14 protein-coding genes are annotated in these 17,642 nt (G+C 72.8%); 6 read left to right on the top strand and 8 right to left on the bottom strand.

The genetic code is table 11. The features are described from left to right. Positions 1 to 28 precede the first annotated feature (28 nt). Together ACFVTH_RS04795 and ACFVTH_RS04800 are read left to right on the top strand one after the other, a co-directional pair. A complete protein-coding gene (locus tag ACFVTH_RS04795; protein WP_387087242.1) occupies positions 29 to 2,146 on the top strand; it encodes a DEAD/DEAH box helicase in 2,118 nt (705 codons plus the stop codon). 88 nt (positions 2,147 to 2,234) lie between these two features. Continuing rightward, a complete protein-coding gene (locus tag ACFVTH_RS04800) occupies positions 2,235 to 2,789 on the top strand; it encodes a hypothetical protein (RefSeq protein ID WP_387087244.1) in 555 nt (184 codons plus the stop codon). 36 nt (positions 2,790 to 2,825) lie between these two features. Here the strand turns inward: ACFVTH_RS04800 and paaZ are convergent, their stop codons facing one another. From paaZ to ACFVTH_RS04825, 5 genes are all read right to left on the bottom strand, one after another. After that, positions 2,826 to 4,907 (bottom strand): phenylacetic acid degradation bifunctional protein PaaZ, encoded by a 2,082-nt coding sequence (paaZ, locus tag ACFVTH_RS04805; RefSeq protein WP_387087246.1) that lies wholly within the window; start codon positions 4,905 to 4,907, stop codon positions 2,826 to 2,828. Between the two features lie 17 nt (positions 4,908 to 4,924). Beyond that, a complete protein-coding gene (locus tag ACFVTH_RS04810) occupies positions 4,925 to 5,815 on the bottom strand; it encodes a 3-hydroxyacyl-CoA dehydrogenase family protein (protein ID WP_387087248.1) in 891 nt (296 codons plus the stop codon). Beyond that, complete coding sequence (locus ACFVTH_RS04815) at positions 5,812 to 6,585, bottom strand: enoyl-CoA hydratase/isomerase family protein (RefSeq protein WP_387087250.1); 774 nt, start codon at positions 6,583 to 6,585, stop codon at positions 5,812 to 5,814. The genes ACFVTH_RS04810 and ACFVTH_RS04815 overlap by 4 nt, the downstream gene beginning before the upstream one ends. Next, entirely contained in the window at positions 6,585 to 7,781 is a 1,197-nt protein-coding gene (locus ACFVTH_RS04820) for an acetyl-CoA C-acyltransferase (protein ID WP_387087252.1), read from the bottom strand. Before ACFVTH_RS04820 ends, ACFVTH_RS04815 begins: the two co-directional genes overlap by 1 nt. 252 nt (positions 7,782 to 8,033) lie before the next feature. Continuing rightward, positions 8,034 to 8,696, bottom strand: coding sequence for a fasciclin domain-containing protein (locus tag ACFVTH_RS04825; RefSeq protein WP_387087254.1), 663 nt, complete (start codon positions 8,694 to 8,696; stop codon positions 8,034 to 8,036). 142 nt (positions 8,697 to 8,838) lie between these two features. Here ACFVTH_RS04825 and ACFVTH_RS04830 point away from each other — a divergent pair, with 142 nt between their 5' ends. The 3 genes from ACFVTH_RS04830 (at position 8,839) to ACFVTH_RS04840 (ending at position 12,004) form a co-directional block, all read left to right on the top strand. Further along, entirely contained in the window at positions 8,839 to 10,563 is a 1,725-nt protein-coding gene (locus ACFVTH_RS04830) for a cytochrome c biogenesis protein CcdA (protein ID WP_387087256.1), read from the top strand. Positions 10,564 to 10,628: 65 nt separating this feature from the next. After that, complete coding sequence (gene sigK / locus ACFVTH_RS04835) at positions 10,629 to 11,219, top strand: ECF RNA polymerase sigma factor SigK (RefSeq protein ID WP_387087258.1); 591 nt, start codon at positions 10,629 to 10,631, stop codon at positions 11,217 to 11,219. Continuing rightward, complete coding sequence (locus ACFVTH_RS04840; protein WP_387087260.1) at positions 11,216 to 12,004, top strand: anti-sigma factor domain-containing protein; 789 nt, start codon at positions 11,216 to 11,218, stop codon at positions 12,002 to 12,004. The genes sigK and ACFVTH_RS04840 overlap by 4 nt, the downstream gene beginning before the upstream one ends. Before the next feature lie 142 nt (positions 12,005 to 12,146). On the opposite strand, the gene ACFVTH_RS04845 is transcribed toward ACFVTH_RS04840, so the two are convergent. From ACFVTH_RS04845 to ACFVTH_RS04855, 3 genes are all read right to left on the bottom strand, one after another. Then, positions 12,147 to 13,466: an MFS transporter gene (locus ACFVTH_RS04845; protein WP_387087262.1), complete on the bottom strand. Its 1,320-nt coding sequence runs from the start codon at positions 13,464 to 13,466 to the stop codon at positions 12,147 to 12,149. 158 nt (positions 13,467 to 13,624) lie between these two features. Further along, entirely contained in the window at positions 13,625 to 14,401 is a 777-nt protein-coding gene (locus ACFVTH_RS04850) for a hypothetical protein (protein ID WP_387087264.1), read from the bottom strand. Between the two features lie 281 nt (positions 14,402 to 14,682). Then, the gene (locus ACFVTH_RS04855; protein WP_387087266.1) at positions 14,683 to 16,848 is read right to left on the bottom strand and encodes a DEAD/DEAH box helicase; all 2,166 of its coding nucleotides are present in this window, start codon (positions 16,846 to 16,848) and stop codon (positions 14,683 to 14,685) included. A gap of 269 nt (positions 16,849 to 17,117) precedes the next feature. On the opposite strand from ACFVTH_RS04855, the gene ACFVTH_RS04860 reads away from it, so the two are divergent. Next, entirely contained in the window at positions 17,118 to 17,624 is a 507-nt protein-coding gene (locus ACFVTH_RS04860) for a GNAT family N-acetyltransferase (RefSeq protein WP_387087268.1), read from the top strand. The last annotated feature ends 18 nt before the right edge of the window (positions 17,625 to 17,642 follow it).

Raw genomic sequence — 17,642 nt, forward strand, 5'->3', positions numbered from 1 at the left:
TGTCCGACGCATGCGCGAAGCTGGAGCGATGACGACGAACGCGAGCGACACCCGCACCGACGCGCTCGGGGCACTGCGCGAACTGGTCGGGCGCGACGACGCCGAGTTCCACGACGGGCAGTTCGAGGCGATCGAGGCGCTCGTCGAGGGGCGGCGCCGCGCGCTCGTCGTGCAGCGCACCGGCTGGGGCAAGTCGGCGGTGTACTTCGTCGCGACGCTGCTGCTGCGCCGGCGCGGCGGCGGCCCCACCGTGCTCGTCTCGCCGCTGCTCGCGCTCATGCGCGACCAGATCGCCGCGGCCGAGCGGGCCGGCGTCCGAGCGGTCGCCATCAACTCGACGAACCCGCACGAGTGGGGCGAGGTGCTCGCCCGGCTCGACCGCGACGAGGTCGACGTGCTGCTCGTCTCGCCCGAGCGGCTCAACAACCCGTCGTTCCGCGACGAGCAACTGCCCGCCCTCGTGCGGCGCATCGGCATGCTCGTCGTCGACGAGGCCCACTGCATCAGCGACTGGGGGCACGACTTCCGGCCCGACTACCGCCGCCTCCGCGAGCTCATCGCGCAGATGCCGACCGAGGTGCCCGTGCTCGCCACGACCGCGACGGCGAACAGCCGGGTCGTGGCCGACGTCGCCGAGCAGCTCGGGGGCGGGGCATCCGATGCGCACGGCGACGACGGCGTGCTCACCATCCGCGGGCCGCTCGCGCGCACCTCGCTGCGGCTGGGCGTGCTGCGGCTGCCCGACTCGGCGAGCCGCCTCGCCTGGCTCGTCGGGCACCTCGACGAGCTTCCCGGCTCGGGCATCATCTACACGCTGACCGTGGCGGCGGCCAACGACACCGCCCGGTTGCTGCGCGAGCGCGGGCACGAGGTCCGGGCGTACACCGGGCAGACCGACCCCGACGAGCGTGCCGAGTCCGAGGGCATGCTGAAGCGCAACGAGGTCAAGGCGCTCGTCGCGACGAGCGCGCTCGGCATGGGCTTCGACAAGCCCGACCTCGGGTTCGTGCTGCACCTCGGTGCGCCGTCGTCGCCCGTCGCGTACTACCAGCAGGTCGGCCGCGCGGGCCGCGCGACCGAGTCGGCCGACCTGCTGCTCCTGCCCGGCGTCGAGGACCGCGAGATCTGGCACTACTTCGCGACCGCCTCGATGCCCGACCGCGAACGGGCCGAGCGCGTGATCGCCGCGCTCTCCGACGCCCCGGTCTCGACGCCGGCGCTCGAGGCCATGGTCGACCTCCGCCGCACGCCGCTCGAACTGCTGCTGAAGGTGCTCGACGTCGACGGGGCCGTCCGCCGGGTGCAGGGCGGCTGGGTGGCGACGGGCGAGCCGTGGGTCTACGACGAGGAGCGCTACCGGCGCATCGCGGCCGAGCGCGTCGCCGAGCAGCAGCACATGATCGAGTACGAGAACACCGACGGCTGCCGCATGGAGTTCCTGCAGCGCTCGCTCGACGACGCGACGGCCGCCCCGTGCGGGCGGTGCGACAACTGCGCGGGCGTCTGGTACCCGACCGCGATCGGCGCCGAGGCGACGGCGACCGCGGCGAAGGCCCTCGACCGCGTCGGCGTGCCGATCGAACCGAGGCGCGCCTGGCCGACCGGTGCCGACCGCCTCGGGGTGCCGGTGAAGGGCCGCATCTCGCCCGCCGAGCAGGCCGGCGAGGGCCGGGCGCTCGCCCGGCTCACCGACCTCGGCTGGGGCGGCACGCTGCGCGAGGTCTTCGCCGCCGGTGCGGCCGATGCCCCGGTCTCACCCCAGCTGCTCGCCGCGTGCGTGCGGGTGCTCGCCGACTGGGGCTGGAGCGAGCGGCCCGTCGCGGTCGTCGCGATGCCGTCGCGCTCGAAGCCGTTGCTCGTCGACTCCCTCGCCCGCGGCCTCGCCGAGGTCGGGCGTCTGCCCTACCTCGGCGCCCTCGAGCCCGTCGACGGCGGGCCGAGCGGGCAGCCCGGCGGCAACAGCGCGTTCCGCCTCGCGGGCGTCTGGGGCCGGTTCACCGCGGCCGGGCTCGAGGTGCCGGCCGGCCCCGTGCTGCTCGTCGACGACCTCGCCGACAGCCGGTGGACCCTCACGATCGCCGCCCGCGAGCTGCGGCTCGCTGGGGCCGCCGAGGTGCTGCCGTTCACCCTGGCCCTGCGCGGCTGAGGCCGGGAGACCGCGCTCCGGCCCGCCCGCTTCGCACCGGCCGAAGTCACCCTCGCAATCGACGGCGGCGCGCCCCTACGATGGCGACGTGCCCGAACTCCGTCCGACCCGAACCCTCCTCGCGGTCTCGTCGCTCCTCGCAGCCGCGGTGCTCCTGACCGGCTGCACCGCTGCCGGCCCCGTCACCGCGGAGACGACGCCGCCCACCGTGACCGCCTCCCCTTCGCCGACCCCGACGCCGACGCCCGACGCGGGCACCGGATCGCTCGCCGCGCCGGGGCTCACTGTCGTGCCGACCGTCGACGGCGATTGCCGCGCCGACCCGAGCGAGTTCGGCGTCGTCACCCTCGTCGTCACGACCGACGACGACACCACGCCGATCGAGATCGAGTACACCGCCTTCCGCCCCGGCGCCGATCCTGTCGTGCGCACGACGGAGGCGGTCGGGCCCGTCGTCGTGCTGATGCAGTCGGACTGCGGCACGCAGACCGCCAGCGCGCCGTGGACCTTCACGGCGAGCGCCTCGGACTCGCTGTCGTGCACGATGACCTTCGGCAGCAAGCGGGTCGCCTCCGACGACTACTACGCCGAGGGCTCCACCGACGAAGCCACCGTCGACTGCAGCGGGCACCCCGGCATGTGACCCGGGGGCCGGCGAGCCGACGGTCGGCAGGCCGGGTCAGCTCGCCGCGGGCGTCTGCTCCTTCGCGACGAGCGTGAGCACGTCGTACGACGCCACGAGCTCGTCGTTCTGGTTGCGGAGCACCGCATCCCAGCGCACCTCGCCGTACTCGTCGGTCTCGCGCGGCGTGATCTGCTTGGCCGTGAGCTCGACGCGGATCGCGTCGCCGGGCGAGACCGGCGTCACGAATCGCAGGTTCTCGAGACCGTAGTTCGCGAGCACCGGACCGGGCGCGGCGTCGACGAACAGGCCTGCCGCCCACGACACGAGCAGGTACCCGTGCGCCACCCGGCCCGGGAAGAACGGGTTCGCCGCGGCGGCCTCCTCGTCCATGTGGGCGTAGAAGGTGTCGCCCGTGAAGTTCGCGAAGGTCTCGATGTCCTCGAGCGTGACCGTGCGCGAGCCGCTCACGACCTGGTCGCCCAGCCGCAGCTCGGCGAGCGATTTCCGGAACGGGTGCACGCCGTCGGCCTGCGAGTTCGCGCCCGCGTGCCAGACGCCCGTGAGGGCCGTGAGCATCTCGGGCGAGCCCTGCACGGCCGTGCGCTGCATGTGGTGCAGCACCGCGCGGATGCCCCCGAGCTCCTCGCCGCCGCCCGCGCGGCCGGGGCCGCCGTGCACGAGGTTCGGCAGCGGCGAGCCGTGCCCGGTCGAGGTACGCGCGTCGTCGCGGTCGAGGAAGAGCACGCGGCCGTTGTACGCGGCGATGCCCGAGGCGAGCTCGACGGCGACCGCGGGGTCGTACGTCGCGACGCTCGTGACGAGCGAGCCGCCGCCGCGTGCGACGAGGGCCGAGGCCTCGGCGAGCGATCCGTAGCCGACGATCGACGACACCGGGCCGAAGGCCTCGACCTCGTGCAGGGCCGGGCTCGAGGCATCCGCGAAGCGCAGCAGCATCGGTGCCACGAAGGCGCCGTCGGGCGCCGCACCCGTCGTGCCGTCGGCGAGGGCGACCGCCGGGGCCTCCGTCGAGCCGACGACGAGCTCGCCGCCCGCGGCCGTGAGCCGGCCCACCTGGCGCAGCACCTCGTCGCGCTGCGCGGTCGAGGCGAGCGGCCCCATGGTGACGCCCTCGGCACGGGGGTCGCCGAGCACCACGCGTGACGCGATGCGCTCGCGCACCGCGTCGATCACCGCGTCGACGGAGGCCTCGGGCACGATCGCGCGGCGGATCGCCGTGCACTTCTGCCCGGCCTTCGTCGTCATCTCGACGACGAGCTGCTTGACGTACGCGTCGAACTCGGGGGTGCCGGCGACGGCGTCGGTGCCGAGGACCGACGCGTTGATCGAGTCGGTCTCGCTCGTGAAGCGCACGCCGCCCGTCTGCACGGCGTCATGGGCGCGCAGGCGCTCGGCCGTCGACGCCGAGCCCGTGAACGCGACGAGGTCGCCGAGACGCAGGTGGTCGAACAGCGTCGGCACGCTGCCCGAGACGAGCTGCAACGAACCCTCGGGCAGCAGGCCCGACTCGACGAGGATCCGCACGAACCCCTCGGCGAGATAGCCCGTCGGCGTCGCTGGCTTCACGACGGTGGGCATGCCGGCGAGGAACGCGGGCGCGAACTTCTCGAGCGACCCCCACACCGGGAAGTTGAAGGCGTTGATCTGCACGGCCACGCCGGGCAGGCGGGTGTAGATATGCCGCCCGAGGAATGAGCCGTCCTTCGAGAGGTTCTCGACGGCGCCGTCGAGGTACACCTTCGCGTTCGGCATCTCGCGGCGGCCCTTGCCCGAGAAGGTGAAGAGCACGCCGATGCCGCCGTCGATGTCGACCCACGAGTCGGACTTCGTGGCGCCGGTGCGGCTCGACAGCGCGTACAGCTCGGCCTTGCGCTCGGTGAGCACGAGGGCCATCTGCTTCAGCAGCACGGCGCGCTGGTGGAAGGTGAGCTCGCCGAGCGACGCCTGCCCGACGGTGCGCGCGTACTCGAGCGCAGCGCCGAGGTCGAGGCCCTCGGTCGACACGCGCGAGACGACCTCGCCGGTCGAGGCGTCGCGCACCTCGGTGGCGCTCGCCGCAGCCGACGCGTCGGGCGTCCACCACTTGCCGTTGACGTAGCTCGGCAGCATCTCGGTCATCGTGTTCCCTTCATGCCTCACGAGGCATCCCACTGGTAGAAGCCCTCGCCGCTCTTGCGGCCGAGCTTGCCCTCGGCGACCATGCGTCGCAGCAGGGCGGGCGGTTCGAAGCGTTCGCCGAGCGTCTGCGCGAGGTACTCGGCGATGCCGAGCCGCACGTCGAGGCCGACGAGGTCGGTCAGCTTCAGCGGACCGACGGGGTGCTTGTAGCCGAGGGTCATCGCCGCGTCGATGTCCTCGGCCGAGGCGACGCCCTCCTCGAGCATGCGGATCGCCTCGAGCCCGAGCATGACGCCGAGGCGCGACGAGGCGAACCCCGGGGCATCCGCGACGACGATGGGCGTCTTGCCGATCGCGCGCACCCAGGCGCGCGCCTCGTCGACGAGCGCCCGGTCGGATGCCTCGCCGCGCACGATCTCGACGAGCGTCGACGCCGGCACCGGGTTGAAGAAGTGCATGCCGACGAAGCGCGCCGGCCGGTCGAGCAGGGCGGCGAGCTGGTCGATCGAGATCGACGAGGTGTTCGACGCGAGCGCCGCCTCGGGGGCGAGCACCCGCTCGACGCGGGTGAGGGCGTCGATCTTCAGTTCGAGGTCCTCGGGCACGGCCTCGACGACGAGCCCGCACGACCCGAAGTCGGCGACGTCGGTGCTCGTGGCGAAGCGGGCGGCGTAGGCGGAGGCATCCTCGTCGGCGGTGCCGCGCGCGACCGACGCCTCGACCGAGTCGAGCACCCGCTGCGCTGCCGCGGCGGCGGCCTCGGCGTCGCGCTCGACGACCGTCACCCGCGAGCCCGCGAGCAGGAACGCGTGCGCGATGCCGGCGCCCATGCGCCCGCCGCCGAGCACGCCGACGGCCGCCGGTGCGCCCGACGCGGCCGTGGAACCCTGGTGGTGCACGTCGCTCACTGCTTCTGCTTCCTCTCGAGGAACTCGGTCATGCGCCGCATCTTCTCGGGGCTCTCGAAGAGCACGGCCTGCTCCTCGAGGTCGACGGCGGGGTGCGCCTCGCGCGGCGCGCGGAACACGCGCTTCGTCGCGATCGTCGCGGCACGGTCGTTGCGGGCGATGCGGTCGGCGATCGCGTGCGCGGCGGGCAGCAGCTCGTCGGCGGGGCGCACCTCGCTGACGAGCCCGATCTCGCGGGCCTCCTCGGCCCCGATCGCGCGGCCGGTGAGCAGCAGCTCGATCGCACGGGCATCGCCGACGATCTCCTTCAGGCGCCAGCTCGCACCTGCTGCGGCGATGATGCCGAGGCCGGTCTCGGGGTTGCCGATCTTCAGCGTCGGCGTCGCGATGCGGAGGTCGGCGGCGTACGCGAGCTCGGCGCCGCCCCCGAGGGCGTAGCCGTCGAGCGCGGCGATCACGGGCATCGGCAGCAGCGCGATGCGCACGAACGCGTTCGCGTTGATGCCGGCGCGGGCGTCGTCGGCGCGACGCTCGCGGAGCTGGGCGATGTCGGCACCCGAGGCGAACACGCCCCCGGCACCGGTGAGGATGAGCGTGCGCGGGATCGCCTCGAGCTCTGCGCAGAGCAGGTGGAGGGCGTCGATCGTGGCCTGGTCGATCGCGTTGCGCTTGTCGGGCCGGTTGAGCGTGGCGACCACGCGGTCGTCGTGCCGTTCGATGAGGAGCGGCGGCTCCTGAGTAACGGGGCTTGAACCCGCGACCTCCGACATCAGACGCGCTCCACGATGAGCGCGCTGCCCTGTCCGACGCCCACGCACATGGTGGCGAGGCCGTAGCGCGAGCCCTCGCGCTCCATGCGGCCGAGCAGGGTCACGACGAGGCGCGAGCCCGACGAGCCGAGCGGATGCCCCAGGGCGATCGCGCCGCCGTCGGCGTTCACCCGCTCGGGGTCGATCCCGAGGCGGCGCATCGAGGCGATCGACTGCGTCGCGAAGGCCTCGTTGAGCTCGACCGAGCCGATCTCGTCGAGGTCGATGCCGGCGCGCTCGAGCGCCTTCTCGGTCGCGGGAACGGGCCCGAGGCCCATGATCTCGGGGGCGATGCCCGCCGAGGCGCCCACGACGATGCGCGCGCGAGGCGTGAGTCCGTACCGTTCGACGGCCGCCGCACTCGCGACGAGGATCGCACTGGCGCCGTCGTTGAGCGAGCTCGAGTTGCCCGCGGTCACGACCGAGCCGCCGGCCACGACGGGCCGCAGGCCCGCCAGCGCCTCGAGGGTCGTCTCGGGGCGCGGGCCCTCGTCGACGAGCACCTCGCCGCGGTGGGTCGGCACGCCGACGATCTCGGCCTCGAAGCGGCCGGCGGCGATCGCGGCGGCGGCCCGCTGCTGCGAGCGCAGGGCGAAGGCGTCGGCCTCCTCACGGGTGATGCCGTCGACCCGCGCGACCTCCTCGGCCGTCTCGGGCATCGAGAAGGTGGCCTTGTCGCGGGCGAGGAGCTTCGGGTTCGGGAACCGCCAGCCGATCGACGTGTCGTACTGCGCGCCCGGCTTGGCGAACGCCCGCTCGGGCTTCTGCTGCACCCAGGGCGCGCGGGTCATCGACTCGACGCCGCCCGCGAGGATGAGGTCGGCGTCGCCCGCGCGCACGGCCTGCGCGGCCATCGTGATGGCCGACATGCCCGAGGCGCAGAGCCGGTTGACGGTGACGCCGGGCACCTCGTCGGGCAGCCCGGCGAGCAGCACCGCCATGCGGGCGACGTTGCGGTTGTCCTCGCCGGCCTGGTTGGCCGCGCCGAGGATGACCTCGTCGATCGCGCCGAGCTCTCCGGCGACGTCGAGCCCCGCGCGCCGCACCGCCTCGCCGACGACGAGCGCCGCGAGATCGTCGGGTCGCACGCCTGCGAGCGCGCCGCCGTATCGGCCGACGGGGGTCCGCACTCCGCCGACGAGGTAGGCCTCTGCCATGTTCACTCCTGACCGCACTGTCTTCGAGAACGCTGCTCCCAGCGTAGGCAGGGGTCCGCGGCATCCGCACGATCGGAATTCCTGACCGACCGTTCAGGTAGTAATTATGGCAAACGGATGCCCCGGGCGCCACTCGGCGCTCGGGGCTCGGACGCACGCACGCCCCCGGACGGGCGATGCGGAGCCGGCCGCCGTGCCGGCCGCGCCGCCCGTTCTGGTCGGGGGCGCGGCGCGGGCGCAGCGGCCGGGGCCTCACATCGCCGGCATCAGCACCGAGTCGACGAGGTAGACGGTCGCGTTCGCCGTGTGCACGCCGCCGCAGATCACGGCCGCGTCGTTCACCATGAGCTCGTCGCCCGAACCCGTGACCTCGACGGTGCCGCCCTGCACGGTCGTCTGCGTTCCGACGACCTCGTCGGGCGAGAGCTGACCGGGCACGACGTGGTACGTGAGGATCGACGTCAGCGTCTCGACGTCGGTCTTCAGCGACTCGATGGTGGCAGGGTCGATCTTCGCGAAGGCGTCGTCGACGGGCGCGAAGACGGTGAACTCGTCACCGTTCAACGTGTCCACGAGGTCGACCTCGGGATTGAGCTGACCCGACACGGCGGCGACGAGGGTCGTCAGCAGCGGGTTGTTGGAGGCGGCGACCGCGACGGGGTCCTGGGACATGCCGATGACGGAGCCGGGCCCGTCGGGAACCTCCTCGGCGTACGCGGCGCAACCGGGTCCGACGAGGTCGGCAGCGGGATCGGCCGTCATGGCCTCCTCGCTCGGCATCGTCTCCTCCGACATCGCGGGCTCCTCGGAATCGGCGGCGGTGCCGCCGGCGCTGCATCCGGCGAGGCCGAGTGCGGCGACCGCCGCGATCGAGAACACGGCGAGCGCGGTGCGGGTGCTGCGGATGGATCGCATGGAACTCCTCCTTCGAATGCACGGCCCGAGCGGGCCGTCGAGAGGGGTTCGGTGCGGCGCCCGAAGCGGATTGGAACGGAATCGACCAATCGTTTCGGGCCTCGGCTCCGAATCACTGCCGACCCCACGAAACGAGGAACCCGTGCTCCCACTCGCCCTCATCGGTCTCGCCGGCGGCCTCATCACCGGCATCTCGCCGTGCATCCTGCCCGTGCTGCCCGTCATCCTGCTGTCGGGCGGCGCGCAGGGCGCCCGCGGCGACGGCCCGGATGCCACGGCGTCGCCCAGCCGCTGGCGCCCCTACCTCGTGATCGCGGGCCTCGTCGTGAGCTTCAGCCTCGTCACCCTGGTGGGCTCGCTGCTGCTCGGCCTCCTCGGCCTTCCGCAGGACGTGCTCCGGTGGGCGGGTCTCGTCGTGCTGGCGCTGATCGGCATCGGCCTCATCGTGCCGCGCTTCGAGGAACTGCTCGAACGGCCCTTCGCCTGGATCCCGCGCCGCGCGGTGGGCACCGATCGCGGCGGATTCGGACTGGGCTTCGCCCTCGGCGCCGTGTACGTCCCCTGCGCCGGGCCCGTGCTCGCCGCGATCACCGTCGCGGGCTCGACCGGACGCATCGGCGTCGAGACCGTCGTGCTCACGGTGTCGTTCGCGATCGGCGCGGCCGCACCGCTGCTGTTCTTCGCGCTCGCCGGCCGCGGGATGGCCGAACGCCTCGCGGCGTTCCGTCGCCACCAGCGCGGTATCCGCGTCACCGGCGGCATCGTGATGATCGCGTTGGCCGTCGGCCTGGCGTTCAACCTCCCGCAGCTGCTCCAGCGGCTCGTGCCCGACTACACCGCGGAGCTGCAGCAGCAGCTCGCCGAGTCGGAGGAGGTGACGGAGGCGCTCGACCTGGGCGGACTCGTCACCGACGAGAATCGCGAGCTCTCGAAGTGCACGAACGGGGCGGCCGTGCTCGAGTCCTGCGGTCCGGCGCCGTCGATCCGAGGCATCCAGCAGTGGTTCAACACGCCCGACGGGGCATCCGTCGACCTCGACTCCCTGCGCGGTCGCGTCGTGCTCATCGACTTCTGGGCGTACTCCTGCATCAACTGCCAACGCTCGATCCCCCACGTCGTCGCCTGGGACGAGGCCTACCGCGACGCCGGGCTCTCCGTCGTCGGCATCCACTCGCCCGAGTACGCCTTCGAGAAGGAGCCGCGCAACGTCGCCGCCGGCATCGAGGCGTTCGGCATCGACTACCCGGTGGCGCTCGACAACTCGCTCTCGACCTGGACGAACTACCGCAACCGCTACTGGCCCGCCCACTACCTGATCGACGCGAGCGGCACGGTCCGGCAGGTCTCGTTCGGGGAGGGACACTACGAGCGCACCGAACGGCTCATCCGCGAGCTCCTCGCCGACGCGCAGCCCGGCATCGCGCTGCCCGCACCGACGGGGCTCGCCGACGAGACCCCGGCCGCAGGAACGACGACCCCCGAGACCTATCTCGGCACGACCAAGCAGGTGAACTTCGCCGGCGCCGAACCCTACCGCCGTGCGACGACGAGCTTCGCCCTGCCCGCATCGCAGCCGGCCGACAGCTTCGCGCTCAGCGGCGACTGGGAGCTCGGCACCCAGTCGATCACGCCCGCCGCCGATGCCGATGAGGCCTCCGTCCGTCTGGAGTACACCGCCCGCGAGGTCCGCATGGTGCTCGCCGGCGAGGGCACCGTCGTCGTCCGGGCGGGCGGACGCGAGCGCCGCATCGAGGTCTCGGGCGTCCCGCGGTCGTATGCACTCCACGAATCGGATGCCTCGGGCTCCGGCTCGCTCGCCGTCCGGATCCCGACCGGGGTCGAGGCGTACTCCTTCACGTTCGGATGATCCATGTGCACGAACCCCGCGCCGCGCCGCCCCATCGGGGTCGGCCGCTCCCAGGCGGCTCTGGCATGCTGGGTGCCGTGGTCGACGCCGGGGAGCCTCCAGTGGAGCGTTCGAGCACGCTCGACGAACTGCTCGTCGCGACCGCCGCGGGCGACCGCGAGGCATTCGGCCGGCTCTACGACGAGACCGCAGCCCGCGTCTTCGGCCTGGTCCGCCGGGTGCTCGTCGACGCCGCCCAGGCCGAGGAGGTGACGCAGGACGTGTTCCTCGAGGCATGGCAGACCGCCGCCAGGTTCGACCCCGCCCGCGGCGCCGCGGTCGCGTGGCTGCTGACGCTGGCGCACCGTCGTGCCGTCGACCGGGTGCGCTCAGCGCAGGCGGCGCGGGAACGCGAGCTGCGCACGGGGATCCGCGACCTCGACGTGCCGGTCGACGAGGTCGCCGAGGCGGCCGAGATCGCCGTCGAGCACGAACGCGTGAGCGGCGCGTTCGCCGAGCTCAGCCCGGCCCAGCGCGAGTGCCTCGCGCTCGCCTACTACGGCGGCTGCACGCAGACCGAGATCGCCGCGCGCCTCGGACTCCCGCTCGGTACGGTGAAGACCCGGCTGCGAGATGGCATGATCCGATTGCGCGAACTGCTGGGGGTGACGACATGAGCCAGGACGACCGACGCGACGACGACCTGCGCGAGCTGGCGCCCGCGTACGCCCTCGGCGCCCTCGACGACGACGAACGCGCCCGGTTCGAGGACGCCCTCGCCCGTTCACCCGAGCTGCAGGCGGAGGTCGAGGCGTTCCGCACCGCAGCGAGCTCGCTCGGCGAGGCGCTCCCGCCGGTCATGCCGCCGCCGTCGGTGAAGGCCGGGCTCTTCGCCCGGCTCGACGACGCCCCGCAGGAGCGGCCGGCCGACGCCGCCCGGGCCGCCGCGGACGCCGCACCGGTCGAGGCGCCGGAACCCGGACCGCAGATCGACGAGCTCGCCGCCCGCCGTCGGCGCCGGCGCCTCGCCGTCGTGCTGTCGTCGGCCGCGGCGCTCCTGCTGCTCGTCGCCGGCGTCGTCGTCGGCGCGAACTGGTCGGGGCAGAACGGCTGGGGCGCCCAGCGCGAGATGGCCGCGCTCGCCGCGGCCCCCGATGCCGTGCAGCAGACGAGCGACGTGGCCGGCGGCGGGGAGATGACCCTCGTCTGGTCGGCCGAGCAGGGCCGCAGCGCGATCGTCGCCGAGGGCCTGCCCGACGTCGGCGACGACCGCACCTACGAGCTCTGGTACATCGACGAGTCCGGGCCGGTCTCGGCGGGCACCTTCGACGTCGACGGCGAGGAGGCCTGGCGGCTGCTCGACGGCGAGTTCGCGCCCGGCGTGGCGGTCGGGCTCACCGTCGAACCCGCCGGCGGCTCGCAGCAGCCGACCACCGACCCGGTCGCGGTCATCGAGACCTGAGCCCGACGGGCCCGCGACGGGCGGTCGGCGAGCCGTTCACCGCCGGGCCGCCCGCATGCCGTTCGACGGCCGCGCGAGCCGCAGAACGACGGATGCCTCGGAGCGAGGCGGCTCCGAGGCATCCGTGGACGTCGTACTCGTCTCAGTCGAGCAGGTCGACGTCCTTCGTCTCCTTCACGAGCGAGACGCCGATGAGCGAGATGACGGCGGCGATCGCGATGTAGACGCCGATCGTCCACGAGGCGTGGAACCGGTTCATGAGCGCCTCGGCGATCATCGGTGCGAACGCACCGCCGAGGATCGCGCCGAGGGCGTACCCGATCGAGACGCCGGAGTAGCGCACGTTGGCGGGGAACATCTCGGCGTAGAGCGCGGCCTGCGGGCCGTACGAGAGACCCAGCCCGAACGTCATCACGAACAGCGCGACGAAGTACCAGAGGATCTCGCCGGTGTCGATGAGGAACCACATCGGCACGGCCCAGAGCGCGAGGAACACGTAACCGATCTGGAACGTGCGCACGCGGCCGAGCCGGTCGGAGATGCGACCGCCCCAGAGCGTGAAGCCGAGCCAGCCGAACGAGGCGAGCGTCGTGGCGAGCAGCACCGTCGGGCGGTCCATGCCGAGCGCCGTCGTCGCGTAGGTCGCGAAGTACGCGATGAGCAGGTAGCCGGCCGCGTTGTTCGCGATGAAGATGACCGCGGTGAGGATGACCTGCTTCGTGTTCTTGCGGAACAGCTGGCCGAGCGGGGCCGAGGCCTCCTTGCGGCGGCGCAGCAGCTCCTCGAAGACGGGGCTCTCCTCGACGGCCTTGCGGATGATGTAGCCGACGACGATCAGCACGATCGAGAGGAGGAACGGGATGCGCCAGCCCCACTCCATGAACGCCTCGGGCGACATCGAGCTCGTGAGGACCCAGAGCGTGAAGGTCGCGAGGATCATGCCGACGGGGACGCCGATCTGGGGGAAGGCGCCGAAGAACCCGCGCTTCGCGTTCGGCGCGTGCTCGACCGCCATGAGGGCGGCGCCGCCCCACTCGCCGCCGGCCGAGAAGCCCTGCAGGATGCGCAGCAGGATGAGCAGGATCGGCGCGGCGATGCCGATCGCCGCGTAGGTCGGCAGCACGCCGATGAGCGCGGTCGAGATGCCCATCATGACGAGCGTGAAGACCAGCATCTTCTTGCGGCCGAGCTTGTCGCCGAGGCGTCCGGCGACGATGGCGCCCAGCGGGCGGAAGAGGAACGAGATGCCGATGGTCGCGAACGAGAGCACCTGGGCCAGGCCCGGGTTCGACTCGGCGACGGGAGCGAGGAAGAGCGGTGCGAGCACGAGGCCGGCGGCCTGGGCGTAGATGAAGAAGTCGTACCACTCGATCGAGGTGCCGACGAGGGTGCCGGCGAGCACTTTGCGTTCCTCCGCGGTGATGCTGCGAGGCGGGGCGGGGTCGTTGACAGCGGTCGACATGCGAACTCCGTTGTTCAGTGGGGCGGGCGGGGAACGGCCGGCGCGACCGGGACTCATCGCGCGACGCGGATTTCCTGACCGATTGTTCGGTAGGGATTTCAGAGCGTACCGCATCCACCGACCCGCCCGGTAGGCGGTCGGCACTCGGCAGCCGCCCGTCAGCCCGCGGCGGGCTCCTCGGTGTCGGCCGGCGCGTCGCCGTCGGCCGGGGCGTCGCTCGCGGCGGGCGGCTCGGACGGCGCGGGCGTCGACTCGCTCGGCGGGCCGAAGAGACGCCACGCGCCCGCGGCGCATTCGTAGAACTGCACGGTCGAGGTATCGATGTAGACGTCGCCGTTCGCCGTGCAGGTGTCGGCGGCGGGTGCGCCGACGCCGAGGAGCACCTGGGTGCCCGGTGCTCCCGCCTCGCCCTGTTCGCCCTGTTCGCCCTGCTCGCCCTGCGCGCCGGTGGCGCCCGTCGCGCCCTGCTCCCCCGTGAGGTTCTCGGCCGCGGACTGGCGGATGTTGCCGACGAGCGTCCACTCGCCGTCCTCGAAGAGGTAGACGTCGGAGGTGGTGATGTCGATGTAGACATCGCCGTCGTACCCCTTGCCCGCCTCGGGCACCCCGCTGCCGGCCCGGACCGCCGATCCCGCGGGCAGGATCTCCTCGAGGGCCTCCTCGTACGCCGCCTCGTCGACGGTCTCCGTCGGCGTCGGGGTGGGCGCTGCAGCTGTCGCGTCGCCGGATCGGGCGAGCCAGGAGCCGAGGAAGGCTGCGACGAACGACAGCACGACGATGACGACGCCGAACCAGATCAGCATCGATCGGCTCACCGCCGCAGGCGGTGTCGCGGCGGCGGCCGTGGGAGGCCCGTCGGGCGTGCCGGGGGCTCCGGGCCCGCCGGGCGTGCCGTCGGCCTGCGGCGCGGGCTGCGAAGTCGGTTCGTCGGTCATGAGGTGGCGCCTCCCCACCGCGCTCCCGCCCGAGCCCGGGCGGCCGCGCCGGGGAGTCGCGTCGCGCTCATGCTAGCGGCGCGACTGCGGCGTGTTCAGGAGGCGGGCGCCTCGTGCAGCTTGTCGTCGAACCGGCGCGTCTGGAGGAACCTCTCCGGACCCGGCGATCGTCAGCCGGAGGAGCGCGACGCGCGGCGGGATCGGACACGCTCGCCCAGCCCGCCGGAACGACGAGGGCCCGCATCCGTCGGATGCGGGCCCTCGGCTCGGTCGATCACGGCTCAGCCGGCCGTCGCCTCGACGCCCTCGACGGTCTCGACGACCTCGGTGGCCGCCTCGCGGGCGAGCTCGCCGTGCAGGTCGTCGCCGAGCCGCACGTCGACGAAGTCGACGTCGATCTCGGCACGGTCGAGCAGCTCGCTCAGACGGCGCTGGCGGTTGCGCGGGATGAGCGTCACGACGCGACCCTGCTTGCCGGCGCGGCCGGTTCGGCCGGCACGGTGCAGGTAGGTCTTGTACTCGTCGGGCGCGTCGGCCTGGATGACGAGGTCGATGTCGTCGACGTGGATGCCGCGTGCCGCGACGTCCGTCGCGACGAGCACGTCGACCCGGCCGCTCGTGAGCTGCTGCAGGTTGCGCGTGCGGCGCGACTGGTTGAGGTCGCCGTGCAGGGCGACGGCACGGATGCCGGCGTCCTCCAGGTGATCGGTGAGGTCCTCGGCGAAGGCGCGGGTGCGGCTGAAGACGAGCGTCTTGCCCTCGCGGTTCGCGAGCTCGGCGACGATGTCGCGCTTGTCGCGGTTGTCGATGACGAAGACCCGGTGGTCGATCGTCGAGGACGCCTGGTCCTCGCCTGCGACCTCGTGCACGGCGGGATCGACCAGGAACTCGTCGACGAGCGTCGCAACGCCCTTGTCGAGGGTCGCCGAGAAGAGCAGCTTCTGGCCGCCTTCAGCGGTGCGGCGGATGATGCGCTGCACCGGCTCGAGGAAGCCGAGGTCGCACATGTGGTCGGCCTCGTCGAGCACCGTGATGACGACCTCGGAGAGGTCGAGCCGGCCCTGCTCGATGAGGTCCTCGATGCGGCCGGGGGTGCCGATGACGATGTCGACGCCGCGCTGGAGCGCGCCGACCTGACGACCCTGGGGAACACCGCCGTAGATCTGCGTGGTGAAGAGGCCGACGCTCTGCGCGATGGGCTGCACGGTGCGGTCGATCTGCAGGGCGAGCTCACGGGTCGGCGCGAGGATCAGCGCACGGGGCTTGCGGCCCATCTGACGACGTCCGCCGGCCTTGCCCGAGGCGCTCCAGAGCTGCATGAGACGCTCGACGGCGGGGGCGCCGAAGGCGATGGTCTTGCCCGAACCGGTCTTGCCGCGGCCGAGCACGTCGCGTCCTTCGAGCACGACGGGGATCGTCGCGGCCTGGATCGGGAACGGCGAGACGGCGCCGAGCTGGTCGAGCGCAGCGACGATGTTGCCGCCGAGGCCGAGGTCGGCGAAGCTCACGCCGTCGACCGCGTCGGCCTGGATGGCCTGCGCCTCGAGGCGCTCGAGCACGACGTCGTCGCTCGGCGAGAAGCGGGGCTGCTCGTCGCGCGACGGGTAGAAGTTCGACGGGCGGCGGCCAGAGTCCTGGAAGCCGGGGCGGTCGAACTCGCGTCGGGGCGCGCGGTCGTTGCGGTCGAAGGAGCGCGCGGGGCGCTCATCGCGGTCGAAGCGACGCGGCGCACGGTCGTCGCGATCGAAGGAACGAGCCGGACGATCGTTGCGGTCGTACGAGCGCGCGGGGCGCTCATCGCGGTCGAAGCGACGCGGCGCACGGTCGTCGCGATCGAAGGAACGCGCAGGACGATCGTTGCGGTCGTTCCGGTCGTACGAACGCGCGGGACGCTCATCGCGGTCGAAGCGACGCGGCGCACGGTCGTCGCGGTCGAAGGAACGCGCAGGACGGTCGTTGCGGTCGTACGAACGAGCCGGACGGTCGTTGCGGTCGTTCCGGTCGTACGAGCGCGCGGGGCGCTCATCGCGGTCGAAGCGACGCGGCGCACGGTCGTCGCGGTCGTACGAACGAGCCGGACGGTCGTTGCGGTCGTTCCGGTCGAAGGAACGCGCGGGACGGTCCTCCCGGTAGTGCGGGCGGGCGGGACGGTCGCCGTGCTCGCGGCGGGGGGCGCGGTCGTCGCGACCGTACGAACGGGGCGCGCGGTCGTCGCGGTCGCCGCCCCGGCCCTCGCGCTCGGCGCGGTGCGGCGTACGGCCCGAGGCGACGCGCTCCTCGCGCGACCAGCGCTCCTTGCGGGGCGCCTCCTCCTCGGGACGATAGCCGCGGTGGCCGGGGCTGCGCGAGCCGGCCTTCTGGCCGCCGCGGCCCTTGCCGCCCTTCGCGTACGAGGGGTCGAAGTTCGCGGCGGGTCGGCCGCCCTTGGGCTTCTTGTTCTTGGGCATGGTGGTGACTTCCTGGGTTGTACTTGAGTACATGGCAGCGCCGCTGCGAGCGCAGCGCACTGAGAACCCGGAACATCGTCGACCGGGGCCGTTCACATACGGTGACTATCCGAGACCGAACGTCTCGAAACCGGCCCTACAGACTCACAAACCCATCCGTGCAGCGCACGGTGTCCAGAACCGACCCCACCACGATAGCGGAAAGCGGCTGGGAAACCCCCGAACACGGGCGAAACACCGGCGAAACAGGGGCGACCTAGGCTCGGCGCATGCCCACCGCACGCACCGGCCCCGCAGCATCCGCGACCGTCGCCGTCGAACCGCCCCGGCAGGCCGACGTCGAGCGACTGCTCGAGGGCAGCACACGATACTCCCATTCGCTCGGCTATCCGCCCGAGGCCTGCTTCCTGCTGGACGTCTCGCAGCTCGAGCGGCCCGGCGTGCACCTCCACGTGGCGCGCACCGCGGACGGCGTCGCGGTCGGCATCGCCGCACTCGTCGAGCACGAGTCGCTCGGTGCGGGGCGCGGCGAGCTCAAGCGGATGTTCGTCGACGAGTCGGCGCGCGGGATGGGGGTCGCCGGCGGCCTGCTCGCGGCGATCGAGGCGGACGCCAGGCAACGCGGCCTCACCGAGCTCGTCCTCGAGACCGGCACCTTGCACCACCCCGCCCAGGCGCTCTACGCGAAGCACGGCTATCGGGAGATCCCCCTGTTCGGCCCGTACGAGGGCGAGCAGTACAGCGTCTGCATGGCGAAGTCGCTGGACGTGGGTTAGCATCGCTCCACCCCTGAA

This window comes from Agromyces sp. NPDC058104 (assembly GCF_042884835.1).
Lineage (GTDB): Bacteria > Actinomycetota > Actinomycetes > Actinomycetales > Microbacteriaceae > Agromyces.

What these genes read in the sequence shown, in the direction of transcription:
- ACFVTH_RS04850 (WP_387087264.1), bottom strand. Translation starts at nt 14,401, where the DNA reads ATGACCGACGAACCGACTTCGCAGCCCGCGCCGCAGGCCGACGGCACG.
- ACFVTH_RS04860 (WP_387087268.1), top strand. Translation starts at nt 17,118, where the DNA reads ATGCCCACCGCACGCACCGGCCCCGCAGCATCCGCGACCGTCGCCGTC.
- ACFVTH_RS04825 (WP_387087254.1), bottom strand. Translation starts at nt 8,696, where the DNA reads ATGCGATCCATCCGCAGCACCCGCACCGCGCTCGCCGTGTTCTCGATC.
- ACFVTH_RS04820 (WP_387087252.1), bottom strand. Translation starts at nt 7,781, where the DNA reads ATGGCAGAGGCCTACCTCGTCGGCGGAGTGCGGACCCCCGTCGGCCGA.
- paaZ (WP_387087246.1), bottom strand. Translation starts at nt 4,907, where the DNA reads ATGACCGAGATGCTGCCGAGCTACGTCAACGGCAAGTGGTGGACGCCC.
- ACFVTH_RS04795 (WP_387087242.1), top strand. Translation starts at nt 29, where the DNA reads ATGACGACGAACGCGAGCGACACCCGCACCGACGCGCTCGGGGCACTG.
- ACFVTH_RS04855 (WP_387087266.1), bottom strand. Translation starts at nt 16,848, where the DNA reads ATGCCCAAGAACAAGAAGCCCAAGGGCGGCCGACCCGCCGCGAACTTC.
- ACFVTH_RS04840 (WP_387087260.1), top strand. Translation starts at nt 11,216, where the DNA reads ATGAGCCAGGACGACCGACGCGACGACGACCTGCGCGAGCTGGCGCCC.
- ACFVTH_RS04845 (WP_387087262.1), bottom strand. Translation starts at nt 13,466, where the DNA reads ATGTCGACCGCTGTCAACGACCCCGCCCCGCCTCGCAGCATCACCGCG.
- ACFVTH_RS04815 (WP_387087250.1), bottom strand. Translation starts at nt 6,585, where the DNA reads ATGTCGGAGGTCGCGGGTTCAAGCCCCGTTACTCAGGAGCCGCCGCTC.
- sigK (WP_387087258.1), top strand. Translation starts at nt 10,629, where the DNA reads ATGCTGGGTGCCGTGGTCGACGCCGGGGAGCCTCCAGTGGAGCGTTCG.